The organism is Blautia faecis, from assembly GCF_027662325.1.
GTDB classification, from domain to species: Bacteria; Bacillota; Clostridia; order Lachnospirales; family Lachnospiraceae; genus Blautia_A; species Blautia_A faecis.
In genome coordinates this window covers 47,156-72,314 of the sequence record NZ_JAQDKY010000008.1, presented here as the reverse complement: position 1 = coordinate 72,314, position 25,159 = coordinate 47,156, and the positions used below count along the sequence as shown (strand labels likewise).

The 25,159-nt window shown below is 42.6% G+C and carries 22 protein-coding genes, 1 tRNA gene, 2 pseudogenes and 1 riboswitch; of the genes and pseudogenes, 23 read left to right on the top strand and 2 right to left on the bottom strand.

Features of this window, described 5'->3' with window-relative positions; translation table 11 throughout:
• Nucleotides 1-315 precede the first annotated feature (315 nt).
• The 7 genes from groES (at nt 316) to PGQ38_RS05990 (ending at nt 7,962) form a co-directional block, all read left to right on the top strand.
• Nucleotides 316-600, top strand: a complete 285-nt coding sequence (groES, locus tag PGQ38_RS06020) for a co-chaperone GroES (protein WP_118579169.1) — start codon at nt 316-318, stop codon at nt 598-600.
• Between the two features lie 44 nt (nt 601-644).
• The gene (gene groL, locus PGQ38_RS06015) at nt 645-2,267 is read left to right on the top strand and encodes a chaperonin GroEL (protein WP_195699913.1); all 1,623 of its coding nucleotides are present in this window, start codon (nt 645-647) and stop codon (nt 2,265-2,267) included.
• A 395-nt stretch (nt 2,268-2,662) separates the two neighbouring features.
• Nucleotides 2,663-3,169, top strand: a complete 507-nt coding sequence (locus PGQ38_RS06010; protein ID WP_118579163.1) for a DUF6106 family protein — start codon at nt 2,663-2,665, stop codon at nt 3,167-3,169.
• Nucleotides 3,170-3,250: 81 nt separating this feature from the next.
• Complete coding sequence (gene guaB, locus PGQ38_RS06005; RefSeq protein WP_118579160.1) at nt 3,251-4,708, top strand: IMP dehydrogenase; 1,458 nt, start codon at nt 3,251-3,253, stop codon at nt 4,706-4,708.
• The gene (locus tag PGQ38_RS06000; protein WP_204454479.1) at nt 4,708-5,481 is read left to right on the top strand and encodes a peptidoglycan recognition protein family protein; all 774 of its coding nucleotides are present in this window, start codon (nt 4,708-4,710) and stop codon (nt 5,479-5,481) included. The genes guaB and PGQ38_RS06000 overlap by 1 nt, the downstream gene beginning before the upstream one ends.
• 280 nt (nt 5,482-5,761) lie before the next feature.
• Nucleotides 5,762-5,844: riboswitch (ZMP/ZTP riboswitch) on the top strand.
• Nucleotides 5,845-5,957: 113 nt separating this feature from the next.
• On the top strand, nt 5,958-6,671 hold the full coding sequence (locus PGQ38_RS05995) for an IMP cyclohydrolase (protein ID WP_148462774.1): 714 nt from the start codon (nt 5,958-5,960) through the stop codon (nt 6,669-6,671).
• Between the two features lie 106 nt (nt 6,672-6,777).
• A complete protein-coding gene (locus PGQ38_RS05990) occupies nt 6,778-7,962 on the top strand; it encodes a phosphoribosylaminoimidazolecarboxamide formyltransferase (RefSeq protein ID WP_118579151.1) in 1,185 nt (394 codons plus the stop codon).
• A gap of 349 nt (nt 7,963-8,311) precedes the next feature.
• Here PGQ38_RS05990 and PGQ38_RS05985 read toward each other — a convergent pair.
• Nucleotides 8,312-8,384 (bottom strand) — tRNA-Gly (locus tag PGQ38_RS05985).
• Between the two features lie 242 nt (nt 8,385-8,626).
• On the opposite strand from PGQ38_RS05985, the gene PGQ38_RS05980 reads away from it, so the two are divergent.
• The 15 genes and pseudogenes from PGQ38_RS05980 to PGQ38_RS05910 all read left to right on the top strand — a co-directional run.
• A complete protein-coding gene (locus PGQ38_RS05980; protein WP_270431031.1) occupies nt 8,627-9,547 on the top strand; it encodes a 3D domain-containing protein in 921 nt (306 codons plus the stop codon).
• Between the two features lie 173 nt (nt 9,548-9,720).
• Nucleotides 9,721-10,419: a CpsD/CapB family tyrosine-protein kinase gene (locus PGQ38_RS05975; protein ID WP_118579145.1), complete on the top strand. Its 699-nt coding sequence runs from the start codon at nt 9,721-9,723 to the stop codon at nt 10,417-10,419.
• A gap of 52 nt (nt 10,420-10,471) precedes the next feature.
• The gene (locus PGQ38_RS05970) at nt 10,472-11,203 is read left to right on the top strand and encodes a CpsB/CapC family capsule biosynthesis tyrosine phosphatase (protein WP_173716439.1); all 732 of its coding nucleotides are present in this window, start codon (nt 10,472-10,474) and stop codon (nt 11,201-11,203) included.
• A gap of 81 nt (nt 11,204-11,284) precedes the next feature.
• Nucleotides 11,285-12,019, top strand: coding sequence for a YveK family protein (locus PGQ38_RS05965; RefSeq protein WP_173716440.1), 735 nt, complete (start codon nt 11,285-11,287; stop codon nt 12,017-12,019).
• 27 nt (nt 12,020-12,046) lie between these two features.
• Nucleotides 12,047-12,802, top strand: a complete 756-nt coding sequence (locus tag PGQ38_RS05960; protein ID WP_204454477.1) for an immunoglobulin-like domain-containing protein — start codon at nt 12,047-12,049, stop codon at nt 12,800-12,802.
• Between the two features lie 107 nt (nt 12,803-12,909).
• Nucleotides 12,910-13,827: an LCP family protein gene (locus tag PGQ38_RS05955; protein WP_178090676.1), complete on the top strand. Its 918-nt coding sequence runs from the start codon at nt 12,910-12,912 to the stop codon at nt 13,825-13,827.
• A gap of 182 nt (nt 13,828-14,009) precedes the next feature.
• On the top strand, nt 14,010-14,567 hold the full coding sequence (locus PGQ38_RS05950) for a phosphatase PAP2 family protein (protein ID WP_179988284.1): 558 nt from the start codon (nt 14,010-14,012) through the stop codon (nt 14,565-14,567).
• A 16-nt stretch (nt 14,568-14,583) separates the two neighbouring features.
• Nucleotides 14,584-15,741: a 23S rRNA (uracil(1939)-C(5))-methyltransferase RlmD gene (gene rlmD / locus PGQ38_RS05945; protein WP_118579264.1), complete on the top strand. Its 1,158-nt coding sequence runs from the start codon at nt 14,584-14,586 to the stop codon at nt 15,739-15,741.
• An 87-nt stretch (nt 15,742-15,828) separates the two neighbouring features.
• A complete protein-coding gene (locus PGQ38_RS05940) occupies nt 15,829-16,173 on the top strand; it encodes a DUF1622 domain-containing protein (RefSeq protein ID WP_195409451.1) in 345 nt (114 codons plus the stop codon).
• Nucleotides 16,174-16,247: 74 nt separating this feature from the next.
• Nucleotides 16,248-16,934: a tRNA (N6-threonylcarbamoyladenosine(37)-N6)-methyltransferase TrmO gene (gene tsaA, locus PGQ38_RS05935; RefSeq protein ID WP_270431027.1), complete on the top strand. Its 687-nt coding sequence runs from the start codon at nt 16,248-16,250 to the stop codon at nt 16,932-16,934.
• Nucleotides 16,935-17,007: 73 nt separating this feature from the next.
• Nucleotides 17,008-18,327 (top strand): aspartate kinase, encoded by a 1,320-nt coding sequence (locus PGQ38_RS05930; protein ID WP_204454475.1) that lies wholly within the window; start codon nt 17,008-17,010, stop codon nt 18,325-18,327.
• 347 nt (nt 18,328-18,674) lie between these two features.
• A complete protein-coding gene (locus tag PGQ38_RS05925) occupies nt 18,675-20,024 on the top strand; it encodes a putative DNA modification/repair radical SAM protein (protein ID WP_204454473.1) in 1,350 nt (449 codons plus the stop codon).
• The gene (locus PGQ38_RS05920; protein ID WP_187566241.1) at nt 20,021-20,800 is read left to right on the top strand and encodes a TIGR03915 family putative DNA repair protein; all 780 of its coding nucleotides are present in this window, start codon (nt 20,021-20,023) and stop codon (nt 20,798-20,800) included. The genes PGQ38_RS05925 and PGQ38_RS05920 overlap by 4 nt, the downstream gene beginning before the upstream one ends.
• Nucleotides 20,801-20,889: 89 nt before the next feature.
• Nucleotides 20,890-23,259 (top strand): ATP-dependent DNA helicase, encoded by a 2,370-nt coding sequence (locus PGQ38_RS05915; RefSeq protein WP_204454471.1) that lies wholly within the window; start codon nt 20,890-20,892, stop codon nt 23,257-23,259.
• A 122-nt stretch (nt 23,260-23,381) separates the two neighbouring features.
• Nucleotides 23,382-24,791, top strand: a pseudogene (locus PGQ38_RS05910) (serine hydrolase); the annotation flags it as partial.
• Here PGQ38_RS05910 and PGQ38_RS20465 read toward each other — a convergent pair.
• A pseudogene (locus PGQ38_RS20465) lies at nt 24,697-24,975 on the bottom strand (DUF6783 domain-containing protein); the annotation flags it as partial. The pseudogenes PGQ38_RS05910 and PGQ38_RS20465 sit on opposite strands and share 95 nt — an antisense overlap.
• Between PGQ38_RS20465 and PGQ38_RS19770 the strand changes: the two are divergent.
• Nucleotides 24,925-25,035, top strand: a complete 111-nt coding sequence (locus tag PGQ38_RS19770) for a DUF6783 domain-containing protein (RefSeq protein WP_416386739.1) — start codon at nt 24,925-24,927, stop codon at nt 25,033-25,035. The pseudogene PGQ38_RS20465 and the gene PGQ38_RS19770 overlap by 51 nt on opposite strands.
• Nucleotides 25,036-25,159: the final 124 nt, after the last annotated feature.

The window sequence follows — 25,159 nt, the reverse complement described above, 5'->3', positions numbered from 1 at the left end:
AACACGCTCTGGAGGGCAGTTCTTTTTTGTGTATAACAGGAAACTTCGTTGGAATTCATGATTTCACAAAAAAACTTTACCAGGCAGTCTTCAGAAGCTTCGAAATAGAAAAAAATTCAGAAAATTTTTAAAGTGAGAAAACAAGAGAAAAAAAGAGCATAAAAGAGAATAAAAAAGAATATACTTAAAAATGCAACTATGAAAAGAGTTGCACAAATAACGATAATTCAATAATATAATGGACAGTGATTAGCACTCGGCAATAATGAGTGCTAGCAAGGAAAAGAAAAGCAATTCTAAAGGAGGACATAGATCATGAAATTAGTTCCATTAGGCGACAGAGTTGTATTAAAACAGTTAGAAGCAGAAGAGACAACAAAATCCGGTATCGTTCTTCCAGGACAGGCACAGGAGAAACCACAGCAGGCAGAAGTAATCGCAGTAGGACCTGGCGGAGTTGTTGACGGCAAAGAAGTGAAAATGGAAGTTACTGTAGGCGACAAGGTTATCTATTCCAAATATTCAGGAACAGAGGTTAAGCTTGACGGTGAAGAGTATATCATTGTAAAACAGAGCGATATTCTTGCAATTGTGAAATAAGACATAACCTTATAAATAACTTGAAATCAGGAGGATGATTCATTATGGCAAAAGAGATTAAATATGGCGCAGAAGCCAGAACAGCATTAGAGGCTGGTGTAAATAAACTTGCTGATACCGTAAGAGTAACACTTGGACCGAAAGGAAGAAACGTAGTACTTGATAAACAGTTCGGTGCTCCGCTTATCACAAACGATGGTGTTACAATCGCAAAAGAGATCGAGCTTGAGGATGCTTTCGAGAACATGGGAGCTCAGCTGATCAAGGAAGTTGCATCCAAGACAAACGATGTAGCTGGTGACGGTACTACAACTGCTACTGTACTTGCCCAGGCAATGGTTCATGAAGGAATGAAGAATCTGGCAGCAGGTGCTAACCCGATCGTTATGAGACGCGGTATGAAGAAAGCTACAGATGCTGCTGTAGAAGCAATCAAGAACATGAGCCAGAAAGTAAGCGGAAAGAAACAGATCGCAAACGTTGCATCTATTTCCGCCGGAGATAAAGAAGTCGGAGAGCTTGTTGCAAATGCAATGGAAAAAGTTTCCAACGACGGTGTTATTACTGTAGAAGAGTCCAAGACCATGCACACAGAGCTTGACCTTGTAGAAGGTATGCAGTTTGACCGTGGATATATTTCCGCATACATGTCCACTGATATGGAGAAGATGGAAGCAAACCTTGAGGATCCATATATTCTGATCACAGACAAGAAAATCTCCAACATTCAGGAAGTTCTTCCGCTGCTGGAGCAGATCGTACAGGCTGGAGCAAAACTTCTTATCATCGCTGAGGATGTTGAGGGTGAGGCTCTTACCACTCTGATCGTAAACAAATTAAGAGGAACCTTCCAGGTAGTAGCTGTAAAAGCTCCTGGCTATGGTGACAGAAGAAAAGAAATGCTTCAGGATATCGCAATTCTGACAGGTGGTACTGTAATTTCTGACGAGGTAGGTCTTGAACTGAAAGATGCTACAATGGCTCAGTTAGGACGTGCAAAATCTGTTAAAGTTGCAAAAGAGAATACTGTTATTGTCGATGGTATGGGAGATAAAGAAGCAATTGCCAATCGTGTTGCCCAGATCCGTGCTCAGATTGAGGAGACAAAATCTGATTTCGACAGAGAGAAGCTTCAGGAAAGACTTGCAAAACTTGCTGGTGGTGTAGCAGTGGTTCGTGTTGGTGCAGCTACTGAGACTGAGATGAAAGAAGCAAAACTTCGTATGGAAGATGCTCTTGCAGCTACCAGAGCAGCTGTTGAAGAAGGAATCATTGCAGGAGGCGGTTCTGCATATATCCACGCTTCCAAAGAGGTTGCAAAACTTGCAGCAGGTCTTGAGGGAGATGAGAAGACTGGTGCAAACATCATCCTGAAAGCACTGGAAGCTCCGCTGTTCCGTATTGCTGCTAATGCAGGTCTTGAAGGTGCAGTTATCATCAACAAAGTAAGAGAGTCTGAGCCAGGTGTTGGTTTTGATGCTCTGAACGACAAATATGTAAACATGGTAGACGAGGGAATCCTTGATCCTGCAAAGGTTACAAGAAGTGCTCTTCAGAACGCAACAAGTGTTGCTTCTACTCTGCTTACAACTGAGTCTGTTGTTGCAAATATCAAAGAAGATACTCCGGCAATGCCAGCTGGCGGTCAGGGTATGGGAATGATGTAATTTCCGGCAGCGGAAAACAGAACGGAAAATCCATGAAAGGATTTTTGAAGGTATAATTCAGAACTCATAAGGGTCGGTGTCAAAGACGCTGGCCCTTTTGCATTCAATAAAAGTCATTTTTTACAGTAACTGTGTACTGTTACTGTTCACTGGTAACGTTCCGCGAGGCGTTTTTTGTGAACAAAGTTCACAGAAAACCCGAGAATTGCGGCGCGAAATCATGCGAATGCATGATTTCTGTGCATCGCGAAGCGCGTTACTGTGAACGGAGTGAACAGTAACTGTGTACTGGCAATATTCCGCGTTTTATCAGGAACGATGTTCACAGGAAAACTTTTGTGTGTTATACTTAAAACAACATGCCGGCTGGCAAAAAAACAAAGGAGAATTGTAATATGAGCGATTTGTATTCTGAGCTGCTTGTAAAAAAAGAGCGGACCGCAAAGGACAGGCTGGTAAAAGGCAGTATCATTGCACTGATCGTGCTTCTGGTACTCGCAGGTCTGTTTATCATGCCCCTGCTTCTGATCGCGGCAATTGTGCTGGGAGTCTGTGCCTATCTTTTTATCTTTCCAGGCACTGATCTGGAATTTGAGTACCTGTTTGTAAACGGAGAACTTGACATTGACAAGATCATGGCAAAGTCCAAGAGAAAAAGAGTAAAAAGCCTGAACATCACAGAATGTGATATTATGGCACCTCTTAACTCACATAGAATGGACTATTACAACAGCAACCAGAAGCTGAAAGTACAGGATTTTTCCTCCGGAAATCCGGAACATAAGCGTTTTGCAATTGTCTGCCGCGATGGCGCAGATACCTGCAAAGTAATTATCGAGCCAGATGAAATATTGGCAAAAACCATGAGAAATACTGCTCCGAGCAAAGTATTTTTAGATTAATTTACTAGATTGACACACTTTTAGTTTTTTGCTACACTAATCTACAAACCAAAGACACAATAAGACAAGGGAGGAAAAGCAATGGGTACTATCATTGGTGAAGGCATTACTTTCGACGACGTCCTTTTAGTTCCGGCGTACTCCAAAGTAATCCCGAATCAAGTTGACGTTTCAACTTACCTTACAAAGAAGATTAAACTGAACATTCCCATGATGAGTGCAGGAATGGACACCGTTACTGAGTACAATATGGCGATTGCCATGGCACGTCAGGGAGGTATCGGTATCATTCACAAGAACATGTCTATCGAGGCGCAGGCAGAAGAGGTGGACAAGGTTAAGCGTTCTGAGAATGGTGTTATCACAGATCCATTTTTCTTATCTCCGGAACATACATTGAAGGATGCCAATGACTTAATGGCGAAATTCCGTATTTCCGGTGTCCCGATCACAGAAGGCAAGAAGCTGGTAGGTATTATTACCAACCGTGATCTGAAGTTTGAGACAGATTTCAGCAAGAAGATCAAAGAGTCCATGACATCTGAGGGACTGATCACAGCCAAAGAAGGTATTACACTGGAAGAGGCGAAAGAGATCCTTGCGAAATCCCGTAAAGAGAAATTACCCATTGTAGATGATGATTTTAACTTAAAAGGACTTATCACCATCAAGGATATTGAGAAACAGATCAAATATCCTCTGGCTGCCAAAGATGAACAGGGACGTCTTCTCTGTGGGGCTGCTGTTGGTATTACCGCCAACGTGCTTGCCCGTGTAGACGCACTTGTGAAGGCAAATGTTGATGTCATCGTTGTTGATTCTGCTCATGGTCATTCTGAGAATATCCTCCGTGCTGTACGAGAGATCAAGGCTGCATATCCGGAGCTGCAGGTTATCGCAGGAAACGTTGCCACAGGAGCCGCTACCAAGGCTCTGATCGATGCTGGTGTAGATGCAGTTAAGGTCGGAATCGGACCTGGTTCTATCTGTACCACCCGTGTAGTTGCTGGTATTGGTGTACCGCAGATCACAGCAGTCATGGATTGCTATGAGGTTGCCAAGAGATATGGTATTCCGATTATTGCAGACGGTGGTATCAAGTATTCAGGTGATGTTACCAAGGCAATCGCAGCTGGTGCAAACGTTTGTATGATGGGAAGCATGTTCGCCGGATGCGATGAGAGCCCGGGAACTTTCGAGTTATATCAGGGAAGAAAATATAAAGTATACCGTGGAATGGGATCCATTGCAGCTATGGAGAATGGCAGCAAGGACCGTTACTTCCAGGAGAATGCCAAGAAGCTTGTTCCGGAAGGTGTGGAAGGACGTGTTGCATACAAGGGACACCTTGAGGACACTGTATTCCAGCTGATCGGAGGACTTCGCTCCGGTATGGGATACTGTGGAGCTGAGAATATTGAAGCACTGAAACAGAATGGTAAATTCGTGAAGATTTCTGCTGCTTCCCTGAAAGAGTCTCACCCACATGACATTCACATTACAAAAGAAGCACCGAACTACAGTGTGGATGACAAATAATGAAAAGAAAATCTGCAAGGCCGTCTTTTTCAAGGCGGCCTTCTTTTAACAAAAGAGAAAAAACAGATAAGGGCGGCAGAATCCGTCAGAGAAATCAGCGTCTGGCATTACTGGTGCTTCTTTTGCTTCTGGTTGTGACAGGAGTGGTTATTCTGATGGTAAGGAAAGGACAGAAGCAGGAGGAAAGTGCAGAGACATTCCAGGAAACGAATGATCATACGAATTATGGACCGGAAGAATGGATGTCCCAGGGTGCTCCCTACATAGATGTACAATTATTGACTCCAAATGAGTATTCCAGGCCTCAGCTGCCCCTGAATGGAGCTGATTACATAGCGATCCATTATACAGCCAATCCCGGTGCCACAGCCCAGAATAACAGGGATTATTTTGAGAATCTTTCCATTTCTCATGAGGCGAAAGTAAGCAGCCATTTTGTAGTAGGACTGGAGGGTGAAGTGATCCAGTGTATTCCTACCTCGGAGATGTCTTATGCGACTAACTCAAGGAATGTGGACAGTATTTCCATTGAGTGCTGTCATAAAGATGATACCGGCGTTTTTGAACAGGAAACTTATGATTCTGTGGTAAAGCTGGCTGCATGGCTGTGCGCCCGATTTGGGCTGACCTCAGAGCAGGTGATCCGGCATTATGATGTGACAGGCAAGGAATGCCCAAAGTATTATGTGGATCATCCGGATGCCTGGGAGCAGATGAAGGCGGATATCAGTGCACAGATCACAATAGATCAGGGCCTGATGGGAATTTTCTGAGAAGAGAGTACGGATTATATCCATAAATTCGCTCATGCAGGCATTGCGACCAGTAACCACAAAAAGTTACTGTTCATTGGTAACGTTCCGCGAGGTGTTTTTTGTGAACAAAGTTCACAGAAAACCCGAGAATCTCAGCGCGAAATCATGCGAATGCATGATTTCTGTGCATCGCGAAGCGTGTTACTGGTCACTCCGTGACCAGTAACCACAAAAAAATTGTACATAAAAGAAAAAGATTTCCCATCTTGAAATAACGAAAAAAATATTGTAGTATAAAAAAGAACTGCATGACTGGCGGATCGTGGGAATACCCACAGGGAGTGCAGTAATATCATTGTGTCGACCGCCTGGGCAGCCTGGAAGAGAGGCTTCCCAGGCGTTTTTTTATACACGCAGTCAACATTTACACTATTGATGAAAATCTGGTGGCTGCGGTAATATACTCATGTAAATTTCGAAAGGAGAACATCTGCATGGAAATGATAGCATTGGACAAAGAACTGAAGGAAAATTCTTACCCGGGACGAGGAATCATCATTGGCCGCAGCGCTGATGGAACGAAGGCAGTTACTGCTTACTTTATTATGGGAAGAAGTGAAAACAGCCGCAACCGTGTATTTGTGGAGGATGGCGAGGGAATCCGCACACAGGCATTTGACCCTTCCAAACTGGTAGATCCAAGCCTGATCATTTATGCACCTGTCCGCGTACTTGGAAATAAAACAATCGTGACAAATGGTGACCAGACAGACACTATTTACGAAGGAATGGATCATCAGCTCACTTTCGAGCAGTCTTTACGTTCCAGAGAGTTTGAGCCAGATGCACCAAACTATACACCACGTATTTCCGGAATTATGCATGTGGAGAACGGCTCTTACAGTTATGCAATGTCCATTTTGAAAAGCAATAATGGAGATCCTTCCTCCTGCAACCGTTACACTTTTGCATATCAGAATGCAAAGGCCGGTGAGGGACATTTTATCCATACTTATAAATGTGATGGAAACCCGCTGCCAAGCTTTGAGGGTGAGCCAAAGCTTGTTCAGATTCCGGATAACATGGATGAGTTTGCAGATATGTTGTGGGAGAGCCTGAATGAAGACAATAAGGTTTCACTTTTTGTGAGATACATTGATATCGAGACTGGTAAATATGAATCAAAAATTATCAACAAGAATCACTGAAAATAAAGCTTTCCGTTTTGGGTAAATTATATTCACAAAACGGAATGCCTCACGGAATAGTACCTACTGAATCGTTACCTTAAAAGATAAAATGGAGGAGATAACCATGAAAGAGTTAGAATTAAAATACGGCTGTAACCCAAATCAGAAACCATCTAAAATATACATGGAAGATGGAAGTGAACTGCCAATTAAAGTACTTTCCGGAAAACCTGGATATATTAACTTTCTGGATGCCTTTAACGGCTGGCAGCTGGTGCGTGATCTGAAAAAGGCAACCGGACTTCCAGCAGCTACTTCATTTAAACATGTTTCCCCGGCAGGTGCTTCCATTGGTCTTCCGCTCACAGAGACGCTTGCAAAAATCTACTGGGTAGAGGATATGGACTGGCAGAATTTTTCGCCACTTGCCTGTGCATATGCCCGTGCAAGAGGCGCAGACAGAATGTCTTCCTTCGGTGATTTTATTTCCCTTTCTGATGTATGTGACAAAGACACAGCACTTCTGATCAAGAGAGAAGTTTCCGACGGTGTGATCGCTCCTGGTTATACAGAGGAGGCACTTGAGGTTCTGAAACAGAAGAAAAAAGGCAACTACAATGTAATTCAGATCGATCCGGAATATGTACCGGCTCCATTAGAGCATAAGCAGGTGTTCGGCGTTACTTTTGAGCAGGGAAGACAGGAGCTTGCAATTGATGATGAGTTGATTTCCAACATCGTAACTGAGAATAAAGAATTATCTGAGGAAGCAAAGCGTGATATGAAAGTTTCCCTGATCATTCTGAAATACACCCAGTCCAATTCCGTATGCTATGTAAAAGACGGACAGGCAATCGGAGTTGGTGCAGGACAGCAGTCAAGAGTTCACTGTACACGTCTTGCAGGACAGAAAGCAGATAACTGGTTCCTTCGCCAAAGCCAGAAAGTATTGAATCTTCCATTTAAGGAAAGTATTTCAAGAGCTGAGCGCGACAATGCTATCGACGTTTACATTGGTGATGAGTATATGGATGTTCTGGCGGATGGAAACTGGGAAAAGACATTCACAGAGAAACCTGCAGTTTTCACAAAGGAAGAGAAGAGAGCATGGCTGGATCAGATGACAGATGTAACATTAGGATCTGATGCGTTCTTTCCATTCAGCGACAATATTGAGCGAGCTTACAAAAGTGGCGTGAAATATATTGCACAGCCAGGCGGTTCTGTGAGAGATGCAGACGTAATCGATACCTGCAATAAATACAATATAGCAATGGCATTTACCGGAATTAGATTATTCCATCACTAAATCGTGGCTGAAAAATCATTCCTGCAATTGAGACGCACATCTTGCGGAAAGTTTTTTTTACATGTTTTAAGAAAAAATATTGGATTCTGGACAGAATAATAAAATGAAGTAATAAAAGGTCTTGTACAAAGTGCAAAGAACTGAAAACTCTTATTGAAAGATGAGTCAATAGAGAATCTTCAGATAGAAAAGCAAATTGTACAAGGCTTTTTTGTTTAAAATAAGATGTCCTTTATAAATTATTTCCGAAAGAATAAGCGGGATTTTCTTATGAAGTATACAAAAGACAGTGATCGCTTTGTAAGGCGGATTCAGACACAAAAAAGCTCCGACTAAATCGGAGCCTCAGAGCGATAGACGGGGCTCGAACCCGCGGTCTCGACCTTGGCAAGGTCGCGCGTTACCAACTACGCCACTATCGCATTTATTGCTGTCAACTGTTTTCCTCAGCGACAAAACATATAATACAGTATAAAATCTATTTTGTCAAATGTTTTTTGAAAAAAATGAAATAATGTTTTTTTTAATGAAAAAATAAAAAAGCTACAATAATAAATGTGAAAAATTTCTAAAAAGCCTGATGGGATTTGAAATAAGAAAATAGCTGTGCTATGATAAACAAAGAGTAGAGGGGAAAATTGAACAGATCAGGAGATATAAATTCATGAAAAAAAGATTTCTGGTTATGGCAGTATGTGTTTCTGCATGTATGCCTGTTTCTGCGCTTGGAGCGGAAATAGCCGGTCCGGCCATTTCAGGTACAGCACAGGAAAATACTGATAATAAAGAAGAAACAGTTTCAGAAGAAGCTATCGAAAAAAAGGATTCCGGGAAAATCGAGGACGAGATTACGGAAGTCCAGGATACTGTCACAGTAGCGGCAGATACAGATGTATTAGATTATCCTGGCAGAAAAGAGGGTTCTGTGATCGGTGAAGTGCTGGAAGAAGATGAAATCAGCCGTACAGGTACTATTGATGATATCTGGAGCAGGATTCTATTTGAGGATGATAATGGAGAAGAACAGGTGGGATATATCCCAACCTCTGTTTTGGAGGGGTATGAAGATAAGAATCAGGTAGCTTCAGATGCAACCTCAGATGGAACTGTAGAAGCAGGAATTATACATAAAAGTACAGGAGAGGGCGTATTTGCAGAAGCAGTAGAAGGTGTTACCCAGACAGGGGGAAATGCAGGTGTTCTTGAAGGACAGCCGATTATGGTTTCCGCAGACAGCAGCCTTCGTCCACTTGGTGTTTTCCATATTACCCATTACTGCCAGTGCAGCATTTGCTGCGGTCCGTGGGCAAACGGAATTACATCCACAGGTGTGACAGCTACCACGAACCGTACTATTGCAGTAGATCCAACTGTAATTCCTTACGGTTCTAAAGTAGTTATCAATGGACAGGTCTATGTGGCAGAAGACTGCGGCGGCGCCATTAAGAACAACCGCATTGATATTTATATGGGAAGCCATGCGGAAGCATTGAACAGCGGTGTATTTGATGTAGAAGTTTATCTTTTGGAAGAGGAATCATCCGTTCAGGGTATAGAAGGGATTCAGGAAGGGAATCAAGAATAATATGAAAATTTTGTGAAAAATTGTGCATATTTAGTTCGAAAATGTACTAGCCAATGCGGTACTTCTAGTGTATAATATTTAGGCAGACACTGCCATGACGTGAATTATGGGAAATCAGAAGGAAAATATGGCAGATTTACAGGATAACAAATAGATAAGGTGAAAACAAAATTATGGTAAAAGTAAAAATTAGCGACTGGAAAGCTGATTCATCCATGGATGAGGCTTATAAGGCACTTCGTACAAACATTCAATTTTGCGGTGCCGACAAAAAGGTGATTGCATTTACAAGCTGTACCCCGAATGAAGGAAAGAGTAATGTAACTTTCCATCTTGCAGCTTCCCTTGCAGAGAGTGGTAAATCTGTACTTTTGATTGATGCAGACCTTCGTAAATCCGTACTTATGGGACGTGTACAGGTTGAGGAAGAAGTGAAGGGACTGACCCACTACCTGTCCAAGCAGGCGAAACTGCAGGACGTTATCTGCGCAACCAATCTTCCCAAGTTTCACATTATTTTTTCCGGTGTTGTACCGCCGAACCCGGCAGAGCTTTTAGGAAGCAGACAGTTTAAAGACATGATCCGTGTTGTAAGAGATGTATATGATTACATTATCATAGATACACCGCCTCTTGGACGAGTAATCGACTGTGCAGTTGTGGCGGATTCCTGCGATGGAACTGTCATTGTAATTGAATCCGGCAGTATCAGCTACCATTTTGTACAGGAGATCAAGGGGCAGCTGGAGAAGACCAACTGTCCGATCATCGGTGCAATTTTGAACAAGGTAGATACTAAGGAATACGGTAAATACGGTAAGTATGGTAAATATGGCAAATATGGCAAGTACGGAGAATACGGAAAATATTGATCCGTCATTATTCGAGATTGTTATATGAAAAGATTGGAAATGGGCGAAGCGAATGAAAGGTATTTATGATATTCACTGTCATATTGTTCCGGGAGTTGATGATGGAGCGAAGGATCTCAAGACATCTGTACGCATGCTCCAGAAGGAATATGATGATGGTGTCCGCAACATTATTGCCACTCCGCATTTTCGATATGATATGTTTGAGCCGTCTCTGGAACAGGTTAAGAAGCAGTTCCTTCGTGTGAGGAAGGCTGCCGCTGAGATTGGAGAAGACGGTATTCAGATGTATCTGGGCTGCGAGCTTCATTCCAGTATGGATATGACAGACTGTCTGAAAAAAGGGGAAAGACTTACCATGTCAGGTTCCCGTTATGTGTTAACGGAGTTTCGGACTTCAGACGAAAAGTCCTATATCAGGGAACGGGTGCAGGCATTGATCCGGAAAGGGTATTATCCTATTATCGCACATGTAGAACGCTATCATTCGGTAGTAAAAAACGGTCTGGATTTTATTGATGAACTCAGGGATATGGGTGCCTATATTCAGATGAATGCGGACAGTATTATTGGTGAGGATGGTTTTATGATCAAGCGTTTCTGCAAGAAAGTAATTAAAGAAGAAATGTTGGATTTTGTGGGGTCTGACGGTCATGATCTGGCCAGACGAACGCCTCACATTGGCAAATGTTACGACAAAATTGAAAAAATGATGGGTACGGATTACGCGGATATGATTTTTATCAGCAATCCGGAGTGCATTATAAATAACGAGAGATTTTGACTTTTATATATGGAATGTCGTTGGAAACGATGTAACTGTTTAGAAAAAGTAAAGAAAATTACAGGGTAACGGAGAAGAAGAATGGAAAATCAGGTTACAAATAATAACGATGAAATTGAAATCGATTTAGGTGAGATTTTTCACCTGATTCTTAGCAGGCTGGGATTGATTATTCTTTCCGGTATCATTCTGGGTGTGATTTCCATTATCGGAACAATGCTTTTTATCACTCCACAGTATGAATCTACTACGAAGATCATGGTACTGAATAAACAGGACAGCAATACACTGACCAGTGCAGATATGCAGACCAGTACACAGCTGACTAAGGACTATGCGGAACTTATTAAGAGCCGTACAGTTCTTGAAGGTGTAATTGCACAGTTGAATCTTAATATTACCTATCAGCAGCTGCTTGGCAAACTGACGGTAGATACTTCTACAGACAGCCGTATTGTAACGATCATAGTATCTGATGAAGATCCATATACAGCAAGCGAGATGGCCAACGCTATCCGTGATATGGCAGCAGAGCACATTCAGTCAGTTATGGATATTGAAGCGGTTAACGTAGTTGACAGCGCAAATATCCCAAGTGAAAAAGCCAGCCCAAGTCTTGCAAAGAATGGTGTGATCGGTGGACTTTTAGGTGTTATCATTGCAATGGCGATTGTGATCATCATTTATCTTACGAATGATACGATCAAGGTTGAGGAAGATGTAGAGCGTTATCTTGGCCTTTCTGTTCTGGGAAGCATTCCATATTCAGAGAAAGAAAGCAGATCCAAGAAACAGAAATCAAGAAAACGTCGCTGATGAAATTAAGTATAAGGAGCTGCAGATATGCGTAAATGGTTGATTGTTTTAATGGCGGCAGTGGCAATAGGAGCGACCGGAATCCTGGGATGGCTGTATATGAGGCAGGATCGCAAGGGACCGGAAATTACCATTTCAGAGAGCAAGAAAAACAGCTACACTGCGGATATGACAACGGAAGATCTTCTGGAAGGAGTAAAAGCTGTTGACAAGAGAGATGGAGATGTTTCAGCCAGCCTGACAGTTGAGAATGTTTATCCAAATGAAAAAGGGGATGAAGTCACAGTTGTTTATGTTGCAAAGGATAACAGTAACAATGTAACAAAGGTAACTTATCATATGACTTCCGAGGGAAATCTTATGGGATTTACTTCAGAAACCAAAACTTCTTCTGACAATACAGATACAGATGCAGAAACGGATGAAGCCCTGCAGGATGAAAATGAGACTGATTCAGAAGATGAAGAAGAACCAGAAATGACAGAAGAAGAAAAAGCGCAGGAAAGGGAAGAAGAAAAGATTGACCAGCTGAACCCTCAGGATCCGCGTTTTTATCTGAATACTTACTACGTTGAAATTGCCAAGGGAACACAGATTGACAGACTGAGTTATGTCAAAGACATTCAAGACGATAAAGATTCAACAAGTGATCTTTATCGTAAGATTCAGATCACTGGAACCGTTGATGTGAATACTCCGGGTACTTATGAACTGACTTATTATGTTGTTGACTCCAATGGCAATGCTTCAAACGGAGCTGTTCTGACAATTGTAGTAAAATAATGATTACTGTGAACGGAGTGAACAGTAATCAATAGCGACTGCTGGTTATGAAAGAACCGGCAGAAAGATTCCTTTTTGACCATGCACATGTACATAGGAGCAAATATATGAGATCTACCATATGGAAGAAGACCCTTATCTGCCTTGGCGCGGTGCTGTTTCTGGAAAGCCCGGCTGTGAGTACGGCGTTTGCATATACAGTAAAGGCAGAGAATACGGATGCTGAAGCGGCCACCAGCAATATCAAGAGTATTTTGCTGATCGGACAGGACAAAAGAGAGGGAGAGTCCCGTCAGCGTTCCGATTCCATGATTCTTGCTACATTGGACAAGGATCAGGGTACTGTAAGCCTGACCTCTTTTATGAGAGATCTTTATGTTGCCATTCCTGGATATTCGACTACTCGTATTAATGCGGCTTACGCATATGGAGGAATGGATCTTTTGGACCAGACTCTGGAAGAAAATTTCGGAGTAAAGATAGATGGAAATGTGGAAGTGGATTTTGAAGTTTTCCAGGTTCTGGTTGACAAGGTTGGAGGAATAGATCTGGAGTTGACTCAGGCGGAAGCAGATTATATCTGCGGACGAGATCAGAGTGTTCTTTACCCTCAGCCCCTTCGAAGCGACTGGAATCTTCAGGAAGGCATGAACCATCTGGATGGAGAACAGGCACTTATCCATGCACGCAACCGTTCTATTGGAAATTCCGATTATCGGAGAACAGAGCGGCAGCAGGAAGTACTTATGGCTGCTTTTGCCAAGATAAAAGATCTGGGAGTTTTTGATATTGCAGGTCTGGTTAAGGATGTTCTTCCAATGGTTACTACGGATCTTTCTTTGTGGGATATAACCGGATATGCCATGGATGTGATGAACATCGGTACAGATGAAATTGCATCATACCGGATTCCGGAGGATGGAGCCTACACACCTCAGACGATTGACGGCATGCAGGTTCTGGTTCCTGATCTTGAGCAGAATCGGCAATATCTTCAGCAGATCCTGTATCACGCAGGTGAATAAGAATTAAAAAGAATTAAGACGGTTCGCACCACACGAACCGTCTTTTACGCTATAATAACGAAATAAAAGCAGCTGTTGAGTTCCTTTGCAGTTACACACTGTCTGCTGAACCATTATAAAAATAAATTATAGAAATATATAGACAGCAATCAGAATTGAAAGCGGGTGGAGGATAAGTGGAATTGCTTGAATGGATACATAATATTGATGCACAGATTCTGCTTTTTATACAGCAGTATTTAAGAAGTGATCTGTTTACCTGGCTGTGGAAGGGAATTACCTTTCTAGGAGACGGAGGCTGGTTCTGGATTGTTTTGGGGCTGCTCTTTCTTTTTCCAAAGAAGACAAGAAAGGCAGGTGTAACCGCACTTCTGGCACTAGCTATAGGGGCAGTGGTTACGAATTTATGCCTTAAGGATCTGGTAGCGCGTATAAGACCTTATGATTCTGTGGAGGGACTTGTGCCTCTGGTTGCCAGGCTGAAGGACTATTCTTTTCCATCAGGTCATACCTGCGCATCTTTTGCCTGTGCAGGCGTATATTATAAAGCCTTTCCTGGAAAATGGGGAAAAGCAGCCATGGTCCTGGCAGTACTGATCGCTTTGTCCCGATTGTACGTGGGAGTACACTATCCTACAGATGTGCTGGCTGGAGCCCTTGTAGGCACTTTTAGTGCGTTGGCGGCGCTGAAGCTAGAGCACGCTCTAGTCAGATATTATGAAGAACGAAAAGCAAAATAAAGATAAGGGAGAATTTATGGAAGAGAAAAAAACACAGACAGTCTGTCCATACGCAAAAAAGTGCGGTGGGTGCCAGTATCAGGGTGTGCCTTATTCCGCACAGCTTAAAAAGAAACAAAATCAGGTACAGGGGCTTTTGAAGAAGTTTGGGAATGTGAAGCCGGTAATTGGAATGAAAGATCCTTATTTTTACCGGAATAAAGTTCATGCTGTATTTGACCGTGACCGGAAGGGAAATATTATTTCTGGAATTTATGAGGCTGGTACCCACAGAGTGGTTTCTATTGAACAGTGTCTGATTGAGGATAAGAAGAGTCAGGAAATCATCCGTACCATTCGGGGAATGCTGAAATCTTTTAAGATCAAAACATATGATGAGGATACCGGATATGGACTTCTGCGCCATGTACTGGTGCGCCGTGGCTTTTCCACAGGTGAGGTGATGGTAGTACTGGTGGTCGCCTCTCCTATTTTTCCATCCAAAAATAACTTTGTGAAGGCATTAAGAAAAGTTCATCCAGAGATCAGTACTGTGGTATTAAATATTAATGACAAAAATACAAGCATGGTTCTTGGCGAGCGGGAAATCGTACTTTATGGTAAGGGATTTATCCGTGATACCCTTTGTGGAAAATCCTTCCGTATTTCACCGAAATCCTTCTATCAGGTAAATTCAGTACAGACCGAAATTCTTTATGGAAAAGCTGTGGAATTTGCAGGGCTGACAGGGAAAGAAAAAGTCATTGATGCATATTGTGGAATTGGTACCATCGGTCTGGTAGCTTCTGGTAAGGCAAGAGAAGTGGTCGGAGTGGAACTGAATAAAGATGCAGTCAGGGATGCAAGGATCAATGCAAGAGAGAATAAGGTGGTAAACATATCTTTCCGCCAGGGTGATGCCGGTGAATTTATGGAGGCAATGGCAGAAGCTGGTGAAAAGGCAGATGTGGTATTTATGGATCCTCCCCGCTCAGGCAGCAGCGAGAAATTCCTGAATTCCGTAATAAAACTCTCTCCGAAGAAAATTGTTTACATTTCCTGTAACCCGGAAACACTTGCAAGAGACCTTAATTTCCTTACGAGAAAAAACTATATAGTTAAAGAAATCCAGCCTGTGGAAATGTTTTGTTTTACAGATCACACAGAAGTGGTGACCTGGCTGGAGCAAAAATAAGAAACTGTTGCTGTTTACAGGCTGTGCAGCAATGAAAATATATTCTGTAAGAAAAGGTATCCTGTCAGCAGGAAAAAGGAGGTACCTATGATGACGACCATAACTGGAATTATGGAGTGGGTTCTGGAGAATATTGCTGGTTTCGCCATTGTAATTTTTGAGTTTATTGGAGTTGCCATTATTATCTGGAGTGGAATTACCGGATTTATCAAATGGCTGAAACATGCCGGAGATACTGGTGTCTATCTGGCGAGGGGACTTGCCATGGGACTGGAATTTAAAATGGGAAGTGAGATTCTTCGTACTGTAGTGGTACGTGAGTGGAAGGAAATCGGAATTGTAGCCGGAATTATTGCTCTTCGAGCAGCCCTTACGTTCCTGCTTCACTGGGAAATCAAGGAGGAAGAAAAAAGCGGCGGACATAAGGAATAAAGGTTCGCTGTTTATAGATGATATCTGTGGGTTTATAAGAGCACACATAAAGATTGATAAAGGTATAACAAACAATGGAAATGAAAGTAATTGCTCATATCAGAAGTGATTTTCCAACGAAATTTGGAATTCCCCATCAGAGCGGCAGAATACAGGAACTAAAGGCGGATATTGTTTTTGAACCGGAATATCGGAACCCTGAGGCATTTCGAGGGCTGGAAGAGTATACCCATATCTGGCTGATCTGGGAATTTTCACAGGCTGTCCGCAAGGAGTGGTCTCCTACAGTGCGTCCTCCAAGACTTGGGGGAAACGTCAGAATGGGCGTTTTTGCTACAAGGTCTCCTTTTCGTCCAAATCCCATAGGACTTTCCAGTGTAAGGCTGGAGAGCGTAGAGTTTTCTGAAAAGTATGGACCGGTGCTTCATGTATCAGGAGCGGATCTTATGGACGGAACACCTATTTATGATATAAAGCCCTATCTGGCTTACGTGGACAGCCATCCGGAAGCAGCGGGCGGATTTACCGACCAGATTCAGGATCATAAGCTGAAAGTAGAGTTTCCGGAAAAGCTTTTGAAGAAGATTCCAGAGGAAAAAAGAGAAGCACTTCTGGCTGTCCTTGCAAACGATCCAAGACCTGGGTATCAGAAAGACCCTGAAAGAAAATACGGAATGTCTTTTGGATCCTGGGATATTCATTTTAAAGTAGATGGAGAACAGCTGCAGGTATTGGAGGTATTTAACACTTTCACGAATTAAATCGAAAAAACCCTTGCAAAAAGTCGAATTTTTTCATAAAATGGAGAAAAAGTTTTTGAGGAGCATAAGGATTATGAAAAAAGTAGTAAAATTTGGCGGAAGCTCCCTTGCAAATGCGGAGCAGTTTGAAAAAGTCGGAGATATTATCAGAAGTGAAGAGAGCAGACGTTTTGTTGTTCCTTCTGCACCAGGTAAGAGATTTGACGGGGACACGAAGGTAACAGATCTTCTTTACAGCTGTTATGACGCAGCTGCAAATGGCGGTGATTTTGAAAAGGTTTTAGAAGAAATCAAATCTCGTTATTATGAGATTATTAAAGGGCTTGGCCTTGCTCTTTCCATGGAAGAGGATTTCCAGTTGATCAAAGAGAATTTTAAAGCACAGATTGGCAGGGATTACGCCGCTTCCCGTGGAGAATATCTGAACGGCAAAGTGATGGCTGCTTATCTTGGTTATGAATTTGTGGATGCAGCAGAAGTAATCCGTTTTGATAAAAACGGAAATCTGGATTCAGAGAAGACAGACAAACTTCTGAACAAGCGTCTTTCCAAATGTGAGAATGCAGTTGTGCCGGGCTTCTATGGTGCAAAGGACGATGGAACTGTGACCACTTTTTCCAGAGGTGGTTCTGATGTGACAGGTTCTCTGGTTGCCAAGGCAATTAAGGCTGATATGTATGAAAACTGGACTGATGTATCCGGTTTCCTTGTAACAGACCCGAGAATTGTAAAGAATCCGGCTGTGATTGAGACCATCACATACCGTGAACTTCGTGAGCTTTCCTACATGGGAGCTACTGTTCTTCATGAAGATGCTATTTTCCCTGTAAGAAAAGAGGGAATTCCGATTAATATCCGTAACACCAACCGTCCGGAGGATAAGGGAACTTTTATTGTGGAGAGTACCTGCCGCAAGCCGAAATATACCATAACCGGTATTGCAGGAAAGAAAGGTTTCTGTTCTATCAACATTGAGAAGTCCATGATGAACAGTGAAATCGGATTTGGCAGAAGAGTGCTTCAGGTATTTGAAGACCAGGGAATCAGTTTTGAGCATGTTCCATCCGGTATTGATACCATGACAGTATATGTTCACCAGGATGAGTTTGAAGAAAAGGAGCAGCAGGTAATTGCGGGAATCCATCGCCTGGTTCAGCCGGATTTTGTGGAAATGGAATCTGACCTTGCCCTGATCGCAGTTGTAGGACGTGGAATGAAATCCACCCGCGGTACAGCCGGAAGAATTTTCTCTGCCCTCGCACATGCAAATGTAAACGTCAAGATGATTGACCAGGGTTCCAGTGAGCTGAATATTATTATCGGTGTGGAAAACCGTGATTTTGAAAATGCAGTGAAAGCAATTTATGATATTTTTGTGCTGACACAGATTTGAAATTGAGTGGATAGGTCACCTGTCGGCAGCATTCACATATATGAAAATCTGCTCATACGTTCAGAACGTCTGGTATTCATGAATTCGCTGATGTAAGCATGTACCATTTCTGGCTGTCGTCCGGGAGCTTTAATAGTAAAAGAATGAGATAAGAGCCGTAAATCAAAGGTAGTGTTAGAATTAATCTTTGATTTATGGCTCTTTTTGTATAGAAAAAATTTCGTACCGTTTTATGATATTGACAAAACAGAACATATGTTCTAAAATAAAACAAGAACAAACGTTCTGAAATTGAGAATAATAAAGAATGCGAAACACAGATTACATAAAAGGAGCTTTGTTACGGGATGATTATTCAGGAATCAATGACATTGAAGCGGAAGCTGGAGATTTTATCGGATGCCGCGAAATATGATGTGGCTTGCACATCCAGTGGTGTGGATCGAAAGGGAGATGGAAAGGGCATGGGAAACAGCATTGCTGCCGGAATCTGTCATAGTTTTGCTCAGGATGGCAGATGTATCAGTCTTTTGAAGATCCTTTATACAAATGAATGTGTATTTGACTGTAAATACTGTATAAACAGAGCCTCCAATGATGTGGTGCGTACCAGTTTTACCCCAGAAGAAGTGTGTCGTCTGACTATGGAATTTTATAGGAGGAACTATATTGAAGGACTGTTTTTAAGTTCCGGAGTAAAGGAAAGTCCAGACAGGACTATGGAAGAACTGCTTTGTACAGTAAATCTTCTTCGTAATAAATATCATTTTCAGGGATATATTCATTTGAAAGCCATTCCAGGTGCTGCTCCTGAACTGATCGCCAGGGCGGGGTATCTGGCAGATCGCATGAGCGTGAACCTGGAACTTCCTACTGCAGACGGGCTTAGGAAACTGGCACCGCATAAGAGCAGGCAAACCATTCTTCGCCCCATGAAGCAGATTCAGCAGCAGCGAGATCAGAATAAGGAGGAATTGGTTCTGTACCGTCATGCCCCTAAGTTTGTACCAGCCGGTCAAAGTACCCAGATGATTATTGGAGCTATGGGGGAGAGCGATTATCAGATCGTGTCAGTAGCAGAATCTTTGTATAAGAACTTTGCATTAAAAAGAGTTTTTTATTCTGCTTTTGTCGCCGTAAATGAAGATAAGGATCTGCTCATGTCCTTATCAGGTCCGCCTCTTCTTCGAGAATACCGACTTTATCAGGCAGACTGGCTTATGCGGTTTTATGGTTTTCGGGCTTCAGAACTGCTTTCAGAGAAGCATCCGGATTTTAACCTTCTTCTGGATCCCAAGGCAGACTGGGCAGTGTCACATCTGGAGTTTTTTCCGGTAGAGATCAACCAGGCAGATTATTATGAACTTCTTCGTGTACCTGGAATCGGTTATACCTCTGCCAGAAGAATCATTGGGGCCAGGAGAACCCATTCCCTGGAATTTGCAGATTTGAAGAGGATTGGTGTGGTTCTGAAGCGTGCCTTATATTTTATCACCTGTAATGGCCGCATGATGTACAATACCAGGTTGGAGGAATCTTATATTACCCGTAATCTTCTGGATGAAGAGAACTGTCGGAAGCATGGGAATGAAGCTGCATTTCAGCAATTATCCCTCTTTGGAGATGAGATGGGGAGCAGAAGACTGTATACAGAAAATACAAAGAATCATGTGGACAGAAAGGTGGGAGCTATATGAATCAAGAGAAAAGAATCCTGGTATGTGAGGACTCTATGGAGGGAATTTTTTCTGCTGTCTATGATGGATGGAAAGAGTGTGCAGGCGGCTGTAAAGTGAGCATTCAGACCAGTTTTCCTGTAAGCATGGAATTGTTCACTTCTTATCGGGAGATTGCTACAGATCAGAGTAAGGCTGGTAAGGTTATGAGGACGATTCTTATGAGACTGGGAAGCGAGGTTTACGAACAGATTTGTCTGGCGGCAGCTTCAGCAGATGAAGACAGGGGAACTGCCATTTATTATGTGCTGCACCGGGCTTTTGGGGGAGGCAGATGCGAAAAACGTGTAATGGAGGCACTGGCAGATCCATATGTATCCAGGGTTGCGAAACTGGCACTCTGCGTGAAGCGGGAATATCACCATTATTTTGGGTTTGTCCGTTTCAGGGAGATTGGCGGAAGGTTTCTGTTGGCAAAGATCCAGCCGGGGAATGATATCCTGTCTCTTATGGCTCTTCATTTTTCCAATCGCTTTCCCAATGAGAACTGGGTAATCTATGATGAGAAGAGGCAGAAGGCGTTGTGCCATGAGAAAGGGAAGGAGTGCGTCATGAGAAAAGAAGTGCGTATACAGGTGCCAGGGAGCGCCGTAGGGGATATGGGAGAGTACGAGGAACTGTGGCAGACATTTTGTGATAGCATATCCATTGAAGCAAGGAGGAATGAGAAACTTCAGAAGCAGATGCTTGCTTTGCATTTTCGGAGTAATATGCCGGAGTTTTCTGTGAAAGGATAGGCCGATAAGTAAAATTCGTGTTATAATGCTTACAGATAAGGTATCTTTGTTTGGAAGGCAGCAGACCAGTAAAAGGCGGTAAATTGGAAATGGACAATCCGGTAACACGAATATCAGTAAGAAATCTTGTGGAGTTTATATTGCAAAGCGGTGATCTTGATAACCGAAGAGGTACTATAGACAAAGATGCTATGTTAAAGGGCAGCAGACTGCATCGGAAGCTTCAGAAACAAATGGGCGGAGACTACAGAGCAGAGGTTGCTTTGCGGATGAATTGCAGCTATGAGGATCTGGACATTCGGTTAGAAGGTCGTGCAGATGGAATTTTTACAGAAGATGAAGTTGTCTGGATCGATGAGATTAAAGGAATATATGGAAATGTGGAACAGATGGAAGAGCCTGTGAAGGTTCATAAGGCTCAGGCTATGTGTTATGGCTATATTTACGGTGTTCAGGAAGGCTTGTCGAAGATTGGAATCCAGATGACATATGCCAATCTGGAGACAGAAGTGGTGAAAAGGTTCCGGGAGGTGATCTCCATAGAGGAACTGAAAGAATGGTACCAGAAACTTCTGGATGAATATCATAAATGGCTCAGTTATCAGAAAAAATGGAAGGAAGAGAGAAATCATTCTCTTCAGAGCCTGGAATTTCCATTTTTCTACAGAGAAGGTCAGAGAAAGATGGTGAGCAGTGTTTACCATGCAATTGGAGCCAGTCGTCAGATTTTTATTCAGGCACCTACCGGCGTAGGAAAAACCATGTCTACCATTTTTCCGGCAGTTCGCGCTGTTGGCGAAGGGAAAGGGGAGACGATCTTTTATCTTACAGCCAAGACTATTACAAGAACAGTGGCTCAGGAAGCTTTTGAGGTGCTGCGGGAAAAGGGAATGAAATACAAAGTGGTGACCATTACAGCCAAGGAGAAGCTGTGTTTTATGGACGAAACCAAATGTGATCCGGTACATTGTCCTTACGCCAGGGGACATTTCGACAGGGTCAATGACGCTGTCTATGAGCTGTGGACGACGAAGAGCAGATATGACAGGGAGACTATACGGGAGCAGGCAGAGAAATGGCAGGTATGTCCTTTTGAAATGTGTTTGGATCTGTCTTTATGGGTGGATGCTGTAATTTGTGATTATAATTATGTGTTTGACCCTACGGTTCATTTAAAACGTTTTTTCGGGGAAGGTGCAGGTGGAGATTATATCTTTCTCATTGATGAAGCTCATAATCTGGCAGAACGGGGAAGAGAGATGTACAGCGCTTCTATTTGCAGGGAAGATGCTGTTCGGGTTCGAAAAGTTATGAAAGAAAGAGCACCCCGGCTTTACCGCTCCCTTGGAAAGCTGGATAAACAGCTGAAAGAACTACAGGTGGACTGTGGAAATTACCTCGTTCTCCCAGGCACGGGTTCCATAACTATGACGATTTTAAAGGTTCAGGGAGAATTTGATGCTTTTCTGGAAGCACATAAGGATGTGGAACTGGAAGATGAAGTAAGGAAGTTTTATTTTGATATTCGTAATTTCCTGAATATTGCAGAACTGATAGATGAGAACTATGTAGTTTATGCTGAGAATGGAGAAGATGGTCTGTTTCGCCTGAAACTGTTCTGTGTAAATCCGGCAGTGAACCTGGGGGAATATCTGAAGAAAGGCCGCAGTGCCGTATTCTTTTCTGCCACATTGCTGCCCATGAACTACTACAGGAAATTGCTCAGCAACAGGCAGGACGATTATGGAATCTACGTGGAATCACCGTTTTCACAGAAGAACCGCTGTATTTTAAATGCCGGCGATGTAAGTTCCTTATATAGTCGCAGGGGATATGAGGAATATCATAAAATTGCGGAATATATAGCAAAGACTGTATGGCAGCGCAAGGGAAATTATATGGTATTTTTTCCTTCTTACAAAATGTTGGAAGAGGTTTATGCAGTCTACGAAGAAGAATTTTCTGTAAACTGGGTGAAGTGTATCTGTCAGAACAGCTCTATGAAGGAACAGGAAAGAGAAGAGTTTCTTCAGGAATTTGAACAGAATCAGGAATCACTGGTAGCTTTTTGCATTATGGGTGGTATTTTTTCAGAGGGAATTGATCTGCTGGGAGAAAAACTGATTGGAGCCATTTTAGTGGGAACCGGATTGCCCCAGTTGGGAAATGAGAGGGAAATTCTTCGTTCTTTTTACACAGAAAATGGGGAAAATGGATTTGATTACGCCTATAGGTATCCTGGCATGAATAAGGTTCTGCAGGCTGCTGGAAGAGTAATCCGCACAAGGGAGGATCATGGTGTTATTCTCCTTTTGGATGAACGGTTCCGGCAGAGAGAATACAGCAATCTTTTTCCGGTGGAGTGGAATGACAGGAAAACGTGTACATTGTCAAATGTGGAAGCACAGCTGCAAAAATTTTGGGAGAGTATTCCGGACAAAATCTCTCACAAATTGTGACGTACATCCTGCAGAAAGTCTTTTCAAACACATTCCAGAGCCTGTAAAAATGTTATGGAAAACAAAGAGGTTGCATACAAAGCAGAAACAGGTTATACTGCCCTTATTAAAAGGAGAATAACATGAAAAAAGGCAAAAAAACCAGATGGCTGTATAAAGCAGCTGGAATGGCAGTCCTTTTGGGGGCAGCATTTTGGTGCAGCAACAGCGGGCTCCTGTTATGGAAGCCTGAAGTTCTGACTGTATTGGCGGAATCAGAAAGTGGCGGCAGCCTGTCATCTGTTACAGAGGAAGCTAAGATACTTCCTATTCCCAACAGTGATGGCAAATATATGTTGAAAAGTGACGGCTTTTACTGTCTGAATGAAGATGGTTCAGGAGACTGCGTTCAGGCTATACATTATTTCGACCATTTTGTTGTAGATGGAACAGTGTTTAATGGATATTATTATCACGACGAGACAGGAAAATTTAAAGCTTCTGAAGCACATCTTACAGCCATTTCACAGGAAGCACTCCCGAAAGCAGAAGATGGAACTGTGGAAGCAGGATGGACTTCGGGGATTTATGTGGTAAATAACCTTGGAAGGCTTTCCGGTACCGGAAGAGTTTGTATTCTAAAAGAAGAGATTGGACAGATAAAACTAGATGGCGGGTATTACGTTGACAGAAATGGAAGAGTGTGTCAGGAAGGTGGCATTTATTATATCCAGGAAATGAATGTGGGAGAAAAGAGATTTTCCGGGTATTATTATTTTGATGAATCAAGCGGCGTATTAGTGGAAGAAGCTGGTACTACACCAGAGGGCTTGACAATCCAAAAAGATGGCAGTATCAAGGAATTGACGGATCCGGGGATCAAAAATCTGAAGAAAGCTGTGAAGGAATTTACGGAAAATTTGGAAGGGGACTGGAGCGTCTATGTGAAAGATCTGAAGAGCGGAGAGAAGTTCTCCATCAATGATAAAGCCATATCTTCTGCAAGTCTGATAAAAGCATTTACAATGGCTGCAAGTTATGAAAATATGGAAAAAATCAGGATAGCTGAGGGGATACTTCTGAAAGCAGATTCAGCTAGTCAGACTGTGACAGACAAGCTGTTTCGGCTTATGGAGAATATGGTAACCTACAGTGACAATGAGTCTTTTAATGAAATGGTAAGGCTTCAGACTGCTTCCAATCAATTCAATGCAGGTGCACGTGTAATTAACAGGTATCTTAGGGAACAGGGTTATAAAGAGACAGCTGTGCTTCATACGCTTGCGCCTTCGAATACAGATCCGGAAGGGCTTGGCAGCAGTAATATGACCTCTGTGGAGGATTGTGGCACTTTGCTAGAGAAGATTTACCGAAGAGAATGTGTAAGTCCGGAGGATTCTGACCAGATGCTGTCTTTGCTTCTGAATCAGGATACCAGAACAAAGATTCCTGGCGGGCTCAAGGAATCTGTTCAGGTAGCGAATAAAACTGGTGAAAATGATAAAAGCCAGCACGATATTGGAATTGTCTATGGAGCCAGAACGGATTATATTCTATGCGTAATGTCTGAGAATGCAGGAAAGGAAGCAGATGCTGTTTCCAATATTCAAAGGATTTCTGCGATGGTTTATTATTATTTGAATTAGAGCATGTTTGAAAAAGGCTTTCTGCAAGATGTGCGTCACAATTTGTGGGCGATTTCGCCCGAATGAGGGTGCCGTAGGGGGCTACTGCAACCGAATTCGGGTGAAATCTCCCACAAAGTGGGGCGTGCAGATTGCGGGAATGATTTTTTAAACACGCCCTAAGACTGTGCAGCAAACATTATTTATGTAATAGGAAAATCCTGCAAGGCAGAATCCGTTCCAGACTTGTACAAAAAAATTACTTTCCAGATTCGTACAAAAAAATTGCTTGACAC

Bases quoted from the DNA above. Each gene is read 5' to 3' on its own strand.
- groES (WP_118579169.1), top strand. From the start codon at position 316: ATGAAATTAGTTCCATTAGGCGACAGAGTTGTATTAAAACAGTTAGAA.
- groL (WP_195699913.1), top strand. From the start codon at position 645: ATGGCAAAAGAGATTAAATATGGCGCAGAAGCCAGAACAGCATTAGAG.
- PGQ38_RS06010 (WP_118579163.1), top strand. From the start codon at position 2,663: ATGAGCGATTTGTATTCTGAGCTGCTTGTAAAAAAAGAGCGGACCGCA.
- guaB (WP_118579160.1), top strand. From the start codon at position 3,251: ATGGGTACTATCATTGGTGAAGGCATTACTTTCGACGACGTCCTTTTA.
- PGQ38_RS06000 (WP_204454479.1), top strand. From the start codon at position 4,708: ATGAAAAGAAAATCTGCAAGGCCGTCTTTTTCAAGGCGGCCTTCTTTT.
- PGQ38_RS05995 (WP_148462774.1), top strand. From the start codon at position 5,958: ATGGAAATGATAGCATTGGACAAAGAACTGAAGGAAAATTCTTACCCG.
- PGQ38_RS05990 (WP_118579151.1), top strand. From the start codon at position 6,778: ATGAAAGAGTTAGAATTAAAATACGGCTGTAACCCAAATCAGAAACCA.
- PGQ38_RS05980 (WP_270431031.1), top strand. From the start codon at position 8,627: ATGAAAAAAAGATTTCTGGTTATGGCAGTATGTGTTTCTGCATGTATG.
- PGQ38_RS05975 (WP_118579145.1), top strand. From the start codon at position 9,721: ATGGTAAAAGTAAAAATTAGCGACTGGAAAGCTGATTCATCCATGGAT.
- PGQ38_RS05970 (WP_173716439.1), top strand. From the start codon at position 10,472: ATGAAAGGTATTTATGATATTCACTGTCATATTGTTCCGGGAGTTGAT.
- PGQ38_RS05965 (WP_173716440.1), top strand. From the start codon at position 11,285: ATGGAAAATCAGGTTACAAATAATAACGATGAAATTGAAATCGATTTA.
- PGQ38_RS05960 (WP_204454477.1), top strand. From the start codon at position 12,047: ATGCGTAAATGGTTGATTGTTTTAATGGCGGCAGTGGCAATAGGAGCG.
- PGQ38_RS05955 (WP_178090676.1), top strand. From the start codon at position 12,910: ATGAGATCTACCATATGGAAGAAGACCCTTATCTGCCTTGGCGCGGTG.
- rlmD (WP_118579264.1), top strand. From the start codon at position 14,584: ATGGAAGAGAAAAAAACACAGACAGTCTGTCCATACGCAAAAAAGTGC.
- PGQ38_RS05940 (WP_195409451.1), top strand. From the start codon at position 15,829: ATGATGACGACCATAACTGGAATTATGGAGTGGGTTCTGGAGAATATT.
- tsaA (WP_270431027.1), top strand. From the start codon at position 16,248: ATGGAAATGAAAGTAATTGCTCATATCAGAAGTGATTTTCCAACGAAA.
- PGQ38_RS05930 (WP_204454475.1), top strand. From the start codon at position 17,008: ATGAAAAAAGTAGTAAAATTTGGCGGAAGCTCCCTTGCAAATGCGGAG.
- PGQ38_RS05925 (WP_204454473.1), top strand. From the start codon at position 18,675: ATGATTATTCAGGAATCAATGACATTGAAGCGGAAGCTGGAGATTTTA.
- PGQ38_RS05920 (WP_187566241.1), top strand. From the start codon at position 20,021: ATGAATCAAGAGAAAAGAATCCTGGTATGTGAGGACTCTATGGAGGGA.
- PGQ38_RS05915 (WP_204454471.1), top strand. From the start codon at position 20,890: ATGGACAATCCGGTAACACGAATATCAGTAAGAAATCTTGTGGAGTTT.